The sequence below is a fragment of the Streptomyces javensis genome (assembly GCF_039525925.1).
GTDB lineage: Bacteria > Actinomycetota > Actinomycetes > Streptomycetales > Streptomycetaceae > Streptomyces > Streptomyces asiaticus.
The window spans coordinates 42,062-57,327 of sequence record NZ_BAAAIF010000068.1 but is presented as its reverse complement, the minus strand read 5'-3'; the positions used below and the strand labels follow the sequence as shown (position 1 = coordinate 57,327).

12 protein-coding genes are annotated in these 15,266 nt (G+C 70.4%); 2 read left to right on the top strand and 10 right to left on the bottom strand.

Annotated elements, in window-relative coordinates; translation table 11 throughout:
* Positions 1-332 precede the first annotated feature (332 nt).
* The 3 genes from ABD329_RS38460 to thyX form a co-directional block, all read right to left on the bottom strand.
* A complete protein-coding gene (locus ABD329_RS38460; protein WP_198279279.1) occupies positions 333-2,018 on the bottom strand; it encodes a ribonuclease J in 1,686 nt (561 codons plus the stop codon).
* Positions 2,019-2,142: 124 nt separating this feature from the next.
* Positions 2,143-3,042, bottom strand: coding sequence for a 4-hydroxy-tetrahydrodipicolinate synthase (gene dapA / locus ABD329_RS38455; protein WP_198279278.1), 900 nt, complete (start codon positions 3,040-3,042; stop codon positions 2,143-2,145).
* A 206-nt stretch (positions 3,043-3,248) separates the two neighbouring features.
* On the bottom strand, positions 3,249-3,989 hold the full coding sequence (thyX, locus tag ABD329_RS38450) for an FAD-dependent thymidylate synthase (protein ID WP_198279277.1): 741 nt from the start codon (positions 3,987-3,989) through the stop codon (positions 3,249-3,251).
* 178 nt (positions 3,990-4,167) lie between these two features.
* On the opposite strand from thyX, the gene ABD329_RS38445 reads away from it, so the two are divergent.
* Together ABD329_RS38445 and ABD329_RS38440 are read left to right on the top strand one after the other, a co-directional pair.
* Positions 4,168-4,410 (top strand): hypothetical protein, encoded by a 243-nt coding sequence (locus ABD329_RS38445; protein WP_037960714.1) that lies wholly within the window; start codon positions 4,168-4,170, stop codon positions 4,408-4,410.
* Positions 4,411-4,475: 65 nt separating this feature from the next.
* Positions 4,476-5,027, top strand: coding sequence for a PH domain-containing protein (locus tag ABD329_RS38440; RefSeq protein WP_198279276.1), 552 nt, complete (start codon positions 4,476-4,478; stop codon positions 5,025-5,027).
* 16 nt (positions 5,028-5,043) lie between these two features.
* On the opposite strand, the gene ABD329_RS38435 is transcribed toward ABD329_RS38440, so the two are convergent.
* The 7 genes from ABD329_RS38435 to ABD329_RS38405 all read right to left on the bottom strand — a co-directional run bounded on the left by ABD329_RS38435 (position 5,044) and on the right by ABD329_RS38405 (position 15,260).
* Positions 5,044-5,505, bottom strand: a complete 462-nt coding sequence (locus tag ABD329_RS38435; protein ID WP_020868049.1) for a tetratricopeptide repeat protein — start codon at positions 5,503-5,505, stop codon at positions 5,044-5,046.
* Positions 5,506-5,515: 10 nt separating this feature from the next.
* Positions 5,516-6,268 (bottom strand): 4-hydroxy-tetrahydrodipicolinate reductase, encoded by a 753-nt coding sequence (gene dapB, locus ABD329_RS38430; protein ID WP_198279275.1) that lies wholly within the window; start codon positions 6,266-6,268, stop codon positions 5,516-5,518.
* An 89-nt stretch (positions 6,269-6,357) separates the two neighbouring features.
* Entirely contained in the window at positions 6,358-7,737 is a 1,380-nt protein-coding gene (locus ABD329_RS38425; RefSeq protein WP_198279274.1) for a M16 family metallopeptidase, read from the bottom strand.
* Complete coding sequence (locus tag ABD329_RS38420; protein ID WP_198279273.1) at positions 7,734-9,983, bottom strand: polyribonucleotide nucleotidyltransferase; 2,250 nt, start codon at positions 9,981-9,983, stop codon at positions 7,734-7,736. Before ABD329_RS38420 ends, ABD329_RS38425 begins: the two co-directional genes overlap by 4 nt.
* A gap of 405 nt (positions 9,984-10,388) precedes the next feature.
* Entirely contained in the window at positions 10,389-10,676 is a 288-nt protein-coding gene (gene rpsO / locus ABD329_RS38415) for a 30S ribosomal protein S15 (RefSeq protein ID WP_020868053.1), read from the bottom strand.
* A 258-nt stretch (positions 10,677-10,934) separates the two neighbouring features.
* Positions 10,935-12,992 carry a serine/threonine-protein kinase gene (locus ABD329_RS38410; RefSeq protein WP_344317595.1) on the bottom strand — a complete coding sequence of 686 codons (2,058 nt, stop codon included), beginning with the start codon at positions 12,990-12,992 and terminating at the stop codon, positions 10,935-10,937.
* Between the two features lie 75 nt (positions 12,993-13,067).
* Entirely contained in the window at positions 13,068-15,260 is a 2,193-nt protein-coding gene (locus ABD329_RS38405) for a protein kinase domain-containing protein (protein WP_198275608.1), read from the bottom strand.
* Between the last annotated feature and the right edge of the window lie 6 nt (positions 15,261-15,266).

Here is a 15,266-nt window from a genome sequence, read left to right as displayed (position 1 = left end):
AAACCGTTTCACCGGTTTCTCCGGGCGCTTCCCTTCGGTGTTTCCAACCTTACCAGATCCGATTTCCGGTCGTTTCCGATCCGAATTCCGTTTCCGGTGGCCGCTGGAGGGCCTTGCCTTTCGGCTTCGTCGACTTTATCAGAATTTCTCCGAGTCGATTTCCACCCCCGCCGGTGGGCTCCTCCGGAGACCGTTGAGTGCTCCGGGTTCCCCTCTGGCGGAGCCGTAAACGTACTGGAGCGGGGCTCCTCGATGCAAATCGAGGAGCCCCGCCGGGTGTTCAGCGCCGGTGTGGTGCTGAGGGAGTGTCAGAGGTGACGTCAGAGGTGACGTCAGACCTCGACGACCACGGGAAGGATCATCGGGCGGCGGCGGTAGCTGTCGGAGACCCACTTGCCGACCGCGCGACGCGCCAGCTGCTGGAGCTGATGCGGGTCCACGACCCCGTCGGAGGCCGACTTGGCCAGGGCATCCTCGATCTTCGGGATGACCGCGGAGAAGGCGGAGTCCTCGATACCGGAGCCCCTGGCCTGGATATGCGGACCGCCCACGATCTTGCCGGTCGTGCTGTCGACGACCACGAAGATCGAGATGATGCCCTCGTCGCCGAGGATGCGGCGGTCCTTGAGCGAGGTCTCCGTGACATCGCCGACCGAGAGGCCGTCCACGTACACGTATCCCGCCTGCACCTTGCCGACGATCTTGGCGATGCCGTCGACCAGGTCCACCACGACACCGTCCTCGGCGATGACGCAACGGTTCTTCGGAACCCCGGTCAACGCCCCCAACTCGGCGTTTGCGCGCAGATGCCGCCATTCGCCGTGCACCGGCATCAGGTTCTTGGGCTTGCAGATGTTGTAGAAGTACAGCAGCTCACCGGCCGAGGCATGGCCGGAGACATGGACCTTGGCGTTGCCCTTGTGGACGACCGTGGCGCCCCATCGCGTCAGTCCGTTGATGACCCGGTAGACCGCGTTCTCATTGCCGGGGATCAGCGAGGAGGCCAGAATCACCGTGTCGCCCTCGACGATCCGGATCTGGTGATCGCGGTTGGCCATCCGGGACAGTGCGGCCATCGGCTCGCCCTGGGAGCCCGTGCAGACCAGCACCACCTCGTCGTCCCGTAGGTCGTCGAGGGTCTTCACATCCACCACGAGACCGGCCGGCACCCGCAGATAGCCGAGGTCACGGGCGATGCCCATGTTGCGGACCATCGAGCGGCCGACGAAGGCGACCTTGCGCCCGTACTCATGCGCCGCGTCGAGGATCTGCTGGATGCGGTGCACATGGCTGGCGAAGCTGGCGACGATGATGCGCTTCTGCGCATTGCCGAAGACCTGGCGCAGCACACCGGAGATATCGCGCTCGGGCGGCACGAAACCGGGGACCTCGGCGTTGGTGGAGTCCACCAGCAGCAGATCGATGCCCTCCTCGCCGAGCTTGGCGAACGCGGGCAGATCCGTGAGCCGGCCGTCGAGCGGCAGCTGGTCCATCTTGAAGTCGCCGGTGTGCACGACCATGCCGGCCGGGGTGCGGATGGCGACCGCCAGGGCGTCCGGGATGGAGTGGTTGACCGCGACGAACTCGCACTCGAAGGGGCCGATCCGCTCGCGGTGCCCCTCCTCGACCTCGAGGGTGTACGGACGGATCCGGTGCTCCTGGAGCTTCGCCTCGATCAGGGCGAGCGTCAGCTTGGAGCCGATCAGCGGGATGTCGGGCTTCTCGCGGAGCAGGAAGGGGACGCCGCCGATGTGGTCCTCATGGCCGTGGGTGAGGACGATGCCGTCGATGTCGTCGAGACGGTCCCGGATGGATGTGAAGTCCGGCAGGATCAAGTCGACTCCGGGCTGCTCCTCCTCGGGGAAGAGCACCCCGCAGTCGACGATCAGCAGCCGGCCGCCGTACTCGAAGACCGTCATGTTCCGGCCGATCTCACCGAGGCCGCCGAGCGGGGTGACGCGCAGACCGCCCTCGGGGAGCTTCGGCGGAGGGCCGAGCTCAGGATGCGGATGACTCAAAAGACTCTCCTCACCACGCGCGCCACATGCCCCCTGGGCACATGGCGCGCGTGACATTCGTGCACTTGCTGATGTGTCTGTATGCAGTTGTGAAGTATGAAGGTGCGAGAAATCGCCTCTTTACTTAGAGCTGTACCCCGCCTGCGGCGAGATCGCGCTTGAGCTGTTCGGTTTCCTCGGCGGTCAGCTCGACCAACGGCAGGCGCAGCGGCCCCGCGGGCTGGCCCTGGAGGGTGAGCGCGGCCTTGGTGGTGATCACACCCTGGGTGCGGAACATGCCGGTGAAGACCGGCAGCAGCTTCTGGTGGATCTCCGTTGCCTTCGCGACGTCACCCGCGAGATGGGCCTCGAGCATGGCCCGCAGCTCGGGGCTGACCAGGTGGCCGACCACGGAGACGAAGCCGATCGCGCCGACCGACAGCAGCGGCAGGTTCAGCATGTCGTCGCCGGAGTACCAGGCGAGGCGGGAGCGGGCGATGGCCCAGCTGGCGCGTCCGAGGTCGCCCTTGGCGTCCTTGTTGGCGACGATGCGCGGGTGCTCGGCGAGCCGGACCATGGTCTCGGTGCCGATCGGGACACCGCTGCGGCCCGGGATGTCGTAGAGCATGACCGGCAGGCCGGTGGCGTCGGCGATGGCGGTGAAGTGCCGGAGCAGACCCTCCTGCGGCGGCTTGCTGTAGTACGGCGTGACGGCCAGCAGCCCGTGGGCACCGGCCTGCTCGGCGGCCCGGGCGAGCTCAACGCTGTGCCGGGTGTCATTGGTGCCCGCTCCGGCCACGACGTGGGCGCGGTCGCCGACCGCCTCCACCACGGCGCGTACGAGCTGGGCTTTCTCCGCATCGCTGGTGGTGGGGGACTCGCCGGTGGTGCCGTTGACGATCAGTCCGTCATTGCCGGCGTCCACCAGATGGGCAGCGAGTCGCTGGGCGCCGTCGAGGTCGAGCGCGCCGTCAGTGGTGAATGGCGTGACCATGGCGGTCAGCACCCGCCCGAAAGGGGTCTGCGATGTGGATGTCGGTGCCATGGGCTCCACGCTACTCGTAGCGCGCCCCACGGCGCTCGCTCGGGGCTGCGGACGGTGCGAAGAGATGGGACCCGGCACTGCCTGCTCGGGGGTTCAAGCAGTGCCGGGCCCGTTTGTTCAGCCTAGATGAACTTCTCGAAACGCCGCAATACGGACACTTCGCCCGGTGATCCGTCCGGGGAGCGGGCCCCGGGCCACGCGGCCGGTTACGGAGCCACTCGGCCGTTGGCGTTGAAGGCGGCGTGGGTCAGCGGCATCAGCCCCGCCCAGTGCGCCTCCATCCGCTCCCCCACCATCTCGATCTCCCGCTGCGGGAACGACGGCACCGCGGCCTGCTCATGCTGGGTGCGCAGCCCCAGAAAGTGCATCAGCGAGCGGGCGTTGCAGGTGGCGTACATCGAGGAGAACAGGCCGACCGGGAGCACGGCCCTGGCCACCTCGCGGGCCACCCCGGCGGCCAGCATCTCCTGGTACGCCTCGTAGGCGTGGCGGTACGCGTCCTCCATGACCCGGCCGGTCAGCTCGTGCTGCGCCGGGGTGCCCTCGACGAACTCGTACTTCCCCGGGCGGCCCTGCTGGACCAGCTTGCGGGCCTCCCCCGGGACGTAGAACACCGGCTCCAGACGGCGGTACCGACCGGACTCCTCGTTGTACGACCAGCCCACGCGGTGCCGCATGAACTCGCGGAAGACGAAGATCGGGGCGCTGATGAAGAAGGTCATCGAGTTGTGCTCGAACGGGCTGCCGTGGCGGTCCCGCATCAGGAAGTTGATCAGCCCCTTGGAGCGCTCCGGGTCCTTGGTGATCTCCTCGAGCGACTGCTCGCCCGCGGTGGACACCCGCGCGGCCCACAACACATCGGAGTCGGCAGCGCTGTGCTTGACCAGCTCGACGGTCACATCGCTGCGGAAACTGGCCTTCTCGATCTCGGCGGGGGTCTCGGTCACCGGGCGGGTCCTTCCATGGTGCGTCGCTCAGGGCGGCGCCCAGCTTACGGGCCACCACCGACAGTCCCGCCCAGCCGAAAATTTTGACTGAAGTCGTCGGATCCGGGCACCCAATCGGTCATTCACACGTCCTACACATTGAAGTACTCACGTTCGAGGTTCCAAGGAGAGCCCGCAGATGTTCCGCCGGCGAGAGCCCGTGCCGTTCGCCTTCGTCGCCGAAGCCGACCGTTTCCGCAGCAATGTCACTCCACCGCCCCGCCCCCGCGCCACACCGTCCCAGATCGCCGGACGGACCCTGATCGGGCTCACGATCGTCGCGGGATTCATCGGCTCGTTGATGTTCGGGATGCCCGCCCTCGACAGCCAGTCGCACCCCACCCACCAGATCCAGCAGTCAGAGGCGTCCGACGGACGCTGACCGACGCTGGGATAGCCTCACCCAGCACAGGCCCATCCGGACATGTGTGTGAGTGAGGAACTCCCGTGCCCCTGCCCTTCCTGACCGCCGACCGCGCCCGTGACGACGACGCGCCGGCCGGAGCGGACCCGCTCGGCTACGAGGACCCGGACCGCTGGCGCCGCCCTTACCGGCCGGGGCCCTGGAGGGTCGGGGGCGCCGCTCTTCTGCTGCTGCTCGCCTCGTACGTCCTGTTCTCGGCCATGATCATCGCGATGGCCGGAGCGCTGCCCGCGGCGGGCGTCTGCGTCGGCGTCGCGGCGCTGATGATCGTGACAGCCGTGAGGCTGGTGCGCAGCGGTGTCGTGGTGAGCGCCCAGGGGCTGCGCCGGATCGGCCTGCTGCGCAGCACCACCGTGCGGTGGCAGGACATCGCCGCGATACGCACGGCCCAGCAGCCGGTCCGCTGGCTTGGCCTGCCGCGCACCGTCCAGGGGCAGGCGCTGCTGCTCCAGCCCGTGCGCGGCGGAGCGCCGGACACCCTGATCACCAGCCATGACGCGGACTTCCTGGGTCAGGTGGAGAGCTTCGAGAGGGCCGCCGACGCGATCGAGGGCTGGTCCGCCGCCCACCGCTGAGCGGGTGGCCCCGGGTTCAGCCCCCGGCCGCCCGCACCGGCTTGCCGTCGTGCAGGGCGATGGCGCGCTGCATCGCCTTACGGGCGCGCGCGGTGTCCCGGGCGTCGTGGTACGCCACGGCGAGCCGGAACCAGGACCGCCAGTCGTCCGGCGACTGCTCGGTCTCGGCCCGGCGCTTGGCGAAGACGGCGTCCGCCGAGTCCCGGTCGATCCGTCCGCCGGGTGTCCGCACCAGCTCGTCGACCGGGAGGCCGCCCTCCGCCTCCAGCTCCCGGGCCAGCCGGTCCGCGCTCCGTGCGAACTGCGTGGTCTGCCACAGGAACCAGGCGCCGATGAGGGGCATCACCAGCACTGCCACGCCGAAGACGACGGTGACCGGGGTGCCCTCCCGGATCAGCAGCACCCCGCGGTCGCCGACCAGGACGAAGTAGACGACCAGGACGGCCGCGAGAACGAAATATGTGATCTTTGCGCGCACCGCTGTGCCCTCAGTCCAGATCGAGGAAGTGTTCCAGGCCGAAGGTCAGGCCGGGGGTGGCCACCACGCGGCGGACGCCGAGCAGGATGCCGGGCATGAAGCTGCTGTGGTGGGTGGAGTCATGGCGGATCGTGAGCGTCTCGCCCTCGCCGCCCAGCAGGACCTCCTGATGGGCCAGGAGCCCGCGCAGCCGCACCGAGTGCACCGGCACCCCGTCCACGTCCGCGCCCCGCGCCCCGTCGAGCGCCGTGGCGGTGGCATCCGGCTGCGGGGCGCAGCCGGCCTCACGCCGGGCCTCGGCGATCAGCTGTGCGGTGCGCGCGGCCGTGCCGGAGGGGGCGTCCACCTTGTTGGGGTGGTGCAACTCGATGACCTCGACCGACTCGAAGAACCGGGCGGCCTGGCGGGCGAACCGCATGGTCAGCACGGCGCCGATGGAGAAGTTCGGGGCGATGAGCACACCGGTGGTCGGCGAGGCCTCGAGCCAGCCGCGCAGCCGCGCCAGGCGCTCGTCCGTCCAGCCGGTGGTGCCGACGACGCCGTGGATGCCGTGGCGGAGGCAGAACTCGAGGTTGTCCATCACCGAGGCCGGTTCGGTCAGCTCGACCACCACCTCGGCGCCCGCCTCGACCAGGGTCTCCAGCTGGTCGCCCCGCCCCAGCGCGGCGACCAACTCCAAGTCCTCGGCGGCCTCCACGGCTCGTACGGCCTCGGAGCCGATCCGGCCCTTGGCACCGAGGACGGCCACACGCAGCTTGCTCATCGATCCTGTTTCCTTCGATCCGGGAGGCTCTGGCACGGACTGACCGGCGTACGGACTACGCCGGCGTACGGACCGAACCGACTGACGGGCTAGGCGACGGCCTCGTCGAGACGTGCCGCCTGCTTGTCCTTCAGCGGGCCGATGACGGACAGCGAAGGACGCCGTCCCAGTACATCGCGCGCCACCTCGCGCACCTCGTCCGGGGTGACCTCCGCGATCCGCTCGAGCATGTCGTCCACCGACATCTGCTCGCCCCAGCACAGCTCGCTCTTGCCGATCCGGTTCATCAGCGCGCCGGTGTCCTCCAGGCCCAGCACGGTGGAGCCGGAGAGCTGGCCGACGGCGCGCCGCAGCTCTTCGTCGCTCAGGCCGTTCTCCGCGACCTGGACGAGCTCGTCGCGGCAGATCTTGAGGACGTCGTGCACCTGGTTCGGGCGGCAGCCGGCGTAGACGCCGAAGAGCCCGCAGTCGGCGAAGCTGGAGGTGTAGGAGTAGACGCTGTAGGCGAGGCCGCGCTTCTCCCGGACCTCCTGGAAGAGCCGGGAGCTCATCCCACCGCCGAGGGCGGTGTTGAGCACCCCGAGCGCCCAGCGGCGGTCGTCGGTGCGCGGGATGCCGGGCATGCCGAGGACGACATGGGCCTGCTCGGTCTTGCGGTTCAGCAGCCCGACCTTGCCCGCCGTACGGATCGCACGGGTGCCGGCGCGCGGGGCGACCGGGGCCGCGTCGGTGCGGGACAGGGCGCCCGCCCCGTCGAACGCGGCGTGCACCTGGCGTACGACGTCGTCGTGGTCCACGTTGCCGGCGGCGGCGACGACCAGGTGCGTGGGGTCGTAGTGCTTCCGGTAGAAGCGGGCGATCTGGTCGCGGCCCAGGGCGTTGACGGTGTCGACGGTGCCCAGGACCGGGCGGCCGAGCGGGGTGTCGCCGAGCATGGTGTGGGCGAACAGGTCGTGCACACAGTCGCCCGGGTCGTCCTCGGTCATCGCGATCTCTTCGAGGACGACACCGCGCTCCGCGTCCACGTCCGCCGCGTTGATCACCGAGCCGGTCAGCATGTCGCAGACGACGTCGATGGCCAGCGGCAGATCGGTGTCGAGCACCCGCGCGTAGTAGCAGGTGTACTCCTTGGCGGTGAACGCGTTCATCTCGCCGCCGACCGCGTCGATGGCCGCGGAGATGTCCAGCGCGGAGCGCCGCCGGGTGCCCTTGAAGAGCAGGTGCTCCAGATAGTGGGTGGCTCCGCCGAGCGTACGGGTCTCGTCGCGCGAGCCGACGTGCGCCCAGATGCCGAAGGTGGCCGAGCGCACGGAGGGGAGGGTCTCGGTGACGACGCGCAGGCCCCCGGGGAGGGTCGTCCTGCGGACCGTGCCGATGCCGTTCTCACCCTCGAGAAGCGTTTGGGTACGGGCGACGGCCCGCGCCTCCGAGGAGGTGCGGGCCGTCGTGCCGTCGTCGCGGGACGTCACTTGGCGGCTTCGTCCTTCGTCTGGGGCTTGGCCTCGGCCTGGGACTCGTCCGCGTCCGCGCCCTCCTCGTCCTCGAGGACCGGGATGAGGGAGAGCTTGCCGCGCTGGTCGATCTCGGCGATCTCGACCTGGACCTTGGCGCCGACCTTCAGCACGTCCTCGACGTTCTCCACGCGCTTGCCGCCGGCGAGCTTGCGGATCTGCGAGATGTGCAGCAGGCCGTCCTTGCCCGGGAGCAGGGAGACGAACGCACCGAAGGTGGTGGTCTTCACGACCGTGCCCAGGTAGCGCTCGCCGACCTCCGGCATGGTCGGGTTGGCGATGCCGTTGATGGTCGCGCGGGCGGCCTCGGCGGCCGGGCCGTCGGCGGCACCGATGTAGATGGTGCCGTCGTCCTCGATGGTGATGTCGGCGCCGGTGTCCTCCTGGATCTGGTTGATCATCTTGCCCTTGGGGCCGATGACCTCACCGATCTTGTCGACCGGGATCTTCACGGTGATGATCCGCGGCGCGTTCGGGGACATCTCGTCCGGGACGTCGATGGCCTCGTTCATCACATCGAGGATGTGCAGCCGGGCGTCGCGGGCCTGCTTGAGGGCCGCGGCCAGCACGGACGCCGGAATGCCGTCCAGCTTGGTGTCCAGCTGGAGCGCGGTGACGAACTGCTTGGTGCCGGCGACCTTGAAGTCCATGTCGCCGAACGCGTCCTCCGCACCGAGGATGTCGGTGAGGGTGACGTAGTGGGTCTCGCCGTCGATCTCCTGGGAGATCAGGCCCATGGCGATGCCCGCGACCGGGGCCTTCAGCGGCACGCCGGCGTTGAGCAGCGACATCGTCGAGGCGCAGACCGACCCCATGGAGGTCGAGCCGTTGGAGCCGAGCGCCTCGGAGACCTGGCGGATGGCGTACGGGAACTCCTCGCGCGTCGGCAGCACCGGCAGCAGCGCCCGCTCGGCCAGGGCGCCGTGGCCGATCTCGCGGCGCTTGGGGGAGCCGACGCGGCCGGTCTCACCGGTGGAGTACGGCGGGAAGTTGTAGTTGTGCATGTAGCGCTTGCGGGTCTCGGGCGCGAGCGTGTCCAGCTGCTGCTCCATGCGGAGCATGTTCAGCGTGGTGACGCCCAGGATCTGGGTCTCGCCGCGCTCGAACAGCGCCGAGCCGTGGACCCGCGGAATCGCCTCGACCTCGGCGGCGAGCGTACGGATGTCCGTGACGCCGCGGCCGTCGATGCGCTTCTTCTCCTTGATGACGCGCTCGCGCACCACGGTCTTGGTCAGCGCGCGGTACGCCGCGGAGATCTCCTTCTCGCGCCCCTCGAACTGCGGCAGCAGCTTCTCGGCGGCCACGCCCTTGACGCGGTCCAGCTCGGCCTCGCGCTCCTGCTTGCCCGCGATGGTCAGCGCCTGGGCCAGCTCGTCGCGGACGGCGGCGGTGAGCGCCTCCAGGACGTCGTCCTGGTAGTCGAGGAAGATCGGGAACTCGGCGGTCGGCTTGGCCGCCTTGGCGGCGAGGTCGGCCTGCGCCTTGCACAGGACCTTGATGAAGGGCTTCGACGCCTCCAGACCGGCGGCGACGACCTCCTCGGTGGGAGCCTCGGCGCCGTCCTTGACCAGCTGGATGGTCTTGTCGGTGGCCTCGGCCTCGACCATCATGATCGCGACATCGCCGTCCTCGAGCACCCGGCCGGCGACGACCATGTCGAAGACGGCCTCCTCCAGCTCGGAGTGGGTCGGGAAGGCCACCCACTGGCCCTTGATCAGGGCGACGCGGGTACCACCGATGGGGCCGGAGAAGGGCAGCCCGGCCAGCTGCGTGGAGCAGGAGGCGGCGTTGATCGCGACCACGTCGTAGAGGTGGTCGGGGTTGAGCGCCATGACCGTCTCGACGACCTGGATCTCGTTGCGCAGGCCCTTCTTGAAGGACGGGCGCAGCGGGCGGTCGATCAGACGGCAGGTGAGGATCGCGTCCTCGGAGGGGCGGCCCTCACGGCGGAAGAACGAGCCGGGGATGCGCCCCGCCGCGTACATCCGCTCCTCGACGTCGACCGTGAGCGGGAAGAAGTCGAGCTGGTCCTTGGGGTTCTTGGAAACGGTGGTGGCCGACAGCACCATGGTGTCGTCGTCCAGGTAGGCCACGGCCGAACCGGCGGCCTGACGGGCCAGGCGGCCCGTCTCGAAACGGATGGTGCGGGTGCCGAAAGTGCCGTTGTCAATGACCGCTTCGGCGTAGTGGGTCTCGTTCTCCACCAGGGAAATCTCCTCTTCTGCGTCCCTCGTCCGTGTGACGGTGGACGGTGGTGGAGCAGCGCCCCTGGCCTTACGGGCCGGCGGCCGGGCCGGTCTTCGATCGAAGCCACCGGAATTGCCAGTTCCGGGAGCCACTACCGAGGACCGGCTCCTGTGGCGCCGGTGCGGCGGGAATGAGGCGCTCCTCCTCGTTCGTTATGGCGTTGTCTGGGACCAGACTACAAAGCTTCGGCCGTCATCACGACGGCTGTACTGTCCGGCCCCTACGGTACGTAGCGATGGCGCTACGCACCGGCGTGAAGACCGTACGGGTCACCATTGGCTCACCTTTGGCTGAAACCGTACGGCGCCGCGTATGGCAAAGGGAGCGGCCCCCGTCGCGGGAACCGCTCCCTCCTTGGCGTCTTACTTGGCGCCCGCCGCACCCCGGCGGATGCCCAGGCGCTCGACCAGCGCACGGAAGCGCGTGATGTCCTTCTTCGCCAGGTACTGGAGCAGGCGGCGGCGCTGGCCGACCAGGAGCAGCAGACCCCGGCGGGAGTGGTGGTCGTGCTTGTGGGTCTTGAGGTGCTCGGTCAGGTCGGAGATGCGGCGCGTGAGCAGCGCGACCTGAACCTCGGGGGAGCCGGTGTCGCCCTCCTTGGTGGCGAACTCGGTCATGATCTGCTTCTTGGTAGCGGCGTCGAGCGACACTCGGTACTCCTTGCTTTCGTCATCAGCCGCCGAGTGCCCCTGGTCGTTGTCTCAGGGGATCTTCCGTGACTCGGGAGGCGGGGTCCGCTGGGCGCTGTCTCCCGAGACTCAGGGCCTCCGGGGACGCGTACGCAAACGGCCAGGACACAGGGTACCAGCGTCTTGGTGGGGGGCGTGTGGGGGTGGCCTGGTGGGGGTGTCCGGGGTCAGGCGGGGGTGGGACGGCGGGGGGCCGGGGGTGGGCGGGGAGGCCGGGGGCTAGAAGACGGGCATGGCGGTGAGGGTGCCGGATTGCAGAGCGAACACACGGTTTCCGGCCGCTGCGAGCCGCCAGCCTCCCTCCGTCCCCGGAGCGTACGGCCAAGCGACGCTTCCGCTGCGGACATCGACCGCGACCACGCCTTGGTCCCCGCGCTCGTCGAGAGCCGCCCACACACTGCCGCCCTCGGCGACCGGGGCGTCAAGGGGGTGGTCGTCGGACGCGAACGGCAGTGTCCACATCTCCGCCCCGTCCTCCGCCCGCCATGCCGAGAGGTCGGTGCCGTCCACGGCGTACACCACGCCCTTCCGCACGGCCGGCGCGGTCCAGCCGGTCCCGTCCTGACCGGCGTGGGCCCACTTCTCCTCACCGCTCGCCGAGTCGAGTGCCCTCAAGCTCTTCCCCCCGAGGTAGACGACGCCGTCCGCGACGGCGGGGGCAAGGGCGGCGGGGGACCCCTGCTCACGCGGGCCCCAGGCGGTCCTGCCTGTACGGGTGTCGAGGGCGGCCACGTCGCCGTCCGATCCGTGGATCACCAGGCGGCCCTCGGCGACCGCCGCCTGGGCCGGTGCCTTGGCGGATGTGGCCACGGGCGCCGGGACAGTCCACAGCGTGCGGTGCGAGGTGAGGTCCACGGCGCGTATCCGACCGCCGCGGGTGGCGAGGTAGGCCGCGCTCTCGTCGGCGCCGAACAGCACGGCCGCGTCGGCGCCCGGCACCGACCACCGCTTCCTGCCGTCCTTGGTGCCCAGGCCGAGCAGCGCCCCCTTGGCGTCGGCGGTAAGGATGACGTCGTCGGACGCGGCGAGCACGCGGGCGGTGGTGGCGGCCGTGCGCTCGGAGGTCCACCGCCGCTTCCCGTTCCGCACCTCGTACGCGCGCAGCGCACCGCTGGGAGTCGCGACGACCACGAGGTCGTGGACGGGCAGTGGAGCGGGCAGATCGGTGCCGGATGCCTCGGCGACGCGGATCGGACCCCACAGCGGCTGTGGCGCTGTTCCTTCGTCATAGCGCGACAGCGGCTCGGCCTCCCAGGGCCGCCCGCCGGCCTCCGCCTCGTCGCCGCGCAGCAGCCACCACGCGACGCCTCCGCCACCCGCCGCGAGCACGGCGCCGCCCGCGGCGAGCGTCCCGATGAGCCGCCGCCGGGAGGGGCCCGTCCGGTCGCCGGGCAGGGTGGCCATGCGCCGGGCGTCCGCCTCGCGCCGCGCGATGTCCTGCGCGAGCGGTCCGCTCCTCCAGACCCGGTCCGCGCCCCGGGGCGGCGCCAGCGCCCGGCCGATCCAGTCGAGACCGGGCCGGGCCCCGGCGTCCTTGGCCAGACACGGCTCGACCAGGGGCCGCAGCGCCCCGGGCACCGCGCCCAACTCCGGCTCACCGTGCACCACCTGGTACTGCACGGCGGCCACGTGACCGCCTTCGTAGACCGGCCGCCCACCCGCCGCGTAGGCGAGGACCACTCCGAGGGAGAACACATCGCCCGCGGGGCCGGTCCGCTGCCCCAGGACCTGCTCGGGCGGGGCGTAGCCGGGGGTGGCGACGGTCTGTCCGGTCGTGGTCAGGGTCAGCCCGTGCTCGGGCCGGGCGATCCCGAAGTCGATGACCCTGGGACCGCGGGAGGTCAGCACGATGTTGGACGGTTTGAGGTCGCGGTGGACCAGCCCGGCTCCGTGGATGTCGTGGAGCGTACGGACGAGCGCGGCTCCCAACGCCCTTACCGCGGGCTCCTCCAGCGCTCCGTACCGCTCCACGGCCTGGTCGAGCGTGGGCCCGGCGAGGAACTCCGTGGCGATCCACGGCCGCCCGCCCTCGGTCTGCGCCGCGAGCACCCGCGCCACCCCGTCGCCCCGCACGGCCTGGGCCGCGTGCGCCTCGCGCACGAAACGCTGGGCCATATGGGGGTCATGGGCCACTTCGGGCCGCAGCACCTTGATCGCCGCTATCCGGCCCTCGGAATCCCGCCCCAGGTAGACCTGGCCCATGCCGCCCGCGCCGAGCACGCCGGTGAGGCGGTACGGGCCGAGGCGCAGCGGATCGCCGGTGCCGAGGGGTTTCATGGGAGAGGTCTCCTGGTCGATGAGGGGTTGATCGGATCAACGAGGCGGTGGGGGCCCGGGGAGCCACGTGCCGGGTCATTCCAGCGGGATGGCGCAGACGGTCTTGCCATTGGTGATGATGACCAGGCCCGCGCGGCGGTGCGCCCGCATCACGGAGGCGGACATGCCGTCCTTGTCACCGGAGGGCCCTTGGAAGGTCCATGCCGTGCGATGGGTGCGGAGGTCGATGGCCCTGGCCCAGCGGTCCTTCTCCGGCGAGGCGTAGAAGTACCTCTCGCCGACGACCGGAGTGGATTCGTAGGCTTCGGAGGAGGCCGCCTGGTCGGCCGCGCCCTTCTCCTGCCACAGCAGCCGCCCGCTCTGCGCGTCCAGGGCGACGAGGCCGTTCCTCCGCTCGACGCTGTAGACCACATCGTCCTTGACGACCGGCGGGCCGTAGTGCTCCATCCGCGGGTCGTAGCTCTCCCCGGATTTGCGCTCCGCGCCGAACCGCCATGCGGTCGCGCCGTCGGTGGTGCGCAGCGCTAGGAGCTCCCGGCCACCGGTGAATACATGATCGCCGGTGGTGGCGAAGGCTCTGTCCAGGGAGATCACCGCGTCGGATCCGAGCGGAATCCGCTTCGACCAGCGCTGGGCCCCGCTGTGGGGGTCGATGGCGATGGCCTCCTCTCCCGAGAAGCGCAGGAGCCGGGCACCGGCGGATGCCGCGGCGATGGGGTCGCTGGTACCCGGGGCTATGGCACGGGCCCAGAGCCGCTTCCCCGTACGCAGGTTGATGGCCAGACGCTTCTCTCCGCCCTTCGCAAATCCCTCGGCGAACAAGGTGCCGTCCATCACGGCGAGGAGTTTCGGTTCGAGGCCCAAGGCGCCGGTGCGAGCGATCGGGGTCTTGAGATTGCCCGTCTCGAGGTCGACGGGAGCGATCGCGGTGGCGCCGCTCTGATCGTCGGCCTCACAGGCGAGAAGCCGGTCCCCGTCGATGACGACGGGGACGGTCCGGTCGCTCTCCCCGCGCTTCTCACCGGTCTTCGCGTCCACGCACAGGAGCCCGTTGTCGTGGACGATGACGACATGGTCGCCGACGATCAGGGCCTCGAGATCCGTGGTCGCCTCGGGGACGGACATCTTCCACACCAGACGCGGACCCGCACCGGCGGGACGGCGGGTGGAGCGGGGCGCCGCGGCCGTACCGCCGTCGGATCCCTCCGCGTCGAGCCAGGCCCATGCCCCGGCCGCCCCACCGGCGACGAGTGCGCCGCCGCCCACCGCCGCGATCAGCTTCCGCCGGGAGAGCGCGGCTCCCACCCGCCCCGGGCCGGCGGTTTCGGTGCGGTGCTCCGCCTCACGGGGAGCCGGGAGCCTGCTGGGCTGGGCCTCCCATACGGCCGTGCAGCGCCGGGCGATCTCGGCGAGGACCAGGTCCGGCAACTGGTCCGCGAACCGCCGGATGTCACCCGCGTGATGGGCGCCCGTACGGAGCCGCTCCCCCAGCTCCACGGTGCCGGGCCGCTGCCGGGGATCCTTGGCGAAGCACGGCTCCAGTACGGTGCGCAATCCCCCCGGCAGCCCGGCCAGGCCGGGGTCGGTGTACCGCACCCGGTAGAGCAGATCGGCGGGCTGCCCGCCGCCGAAGGGCGGGCGGCCGGTGGCCGCGAAGACGAGCACTCCGGCAAGGGCGAACACATCGCCCGCGGCGGTGTGTTCGCCGCCGGAGACCTGTTCCGGCGACATATAGGCGGGCGTTCCGGCCGCCGCGCCCGTACGGGTCAGCCGGTCGTCGCCCACCGCGCGGGCGATGCCGAAGTCGATGACCTTGGGGCCGAGTGCGGTCAGCAGGATGTTGGAGGGCTTGAGGTCGCGGTGGACCACATCGGACCGGTGCAGCTGGGCGAGCGCGTCGCACAGGGCGGCTCCCAGCGCCCGTACCGCCTGCTCGGGCAGCGGCCCGGCGAGGGCGACCGCGTCGTCGAGTGGTGGGCCGAGGACGTATTCGGTGGCCAGCCAGGGCGTTCGGGCCAGTGGATCGGCGTCGATGACCTGCGCGCCGTGCTGTCCGCCGATGACGCGTGCCGCGTCGGTCTCCAGCTGGAACCGGGTGCGGAATTCGGCCTGCTCGGCGTAGTGCGTGTGCACCGTCTTCAAGGCGACCATCCGCCCCTTGGGCGAGCGGCCCAGATAGACCGTGCCCATTCCGCCGCCGCCGAGCCGGGCGAGAAGGATGTACGAACCGAGGGCTTGCGGATCGTCGTGGGTGAGGGGAGAAACCATCGCTAT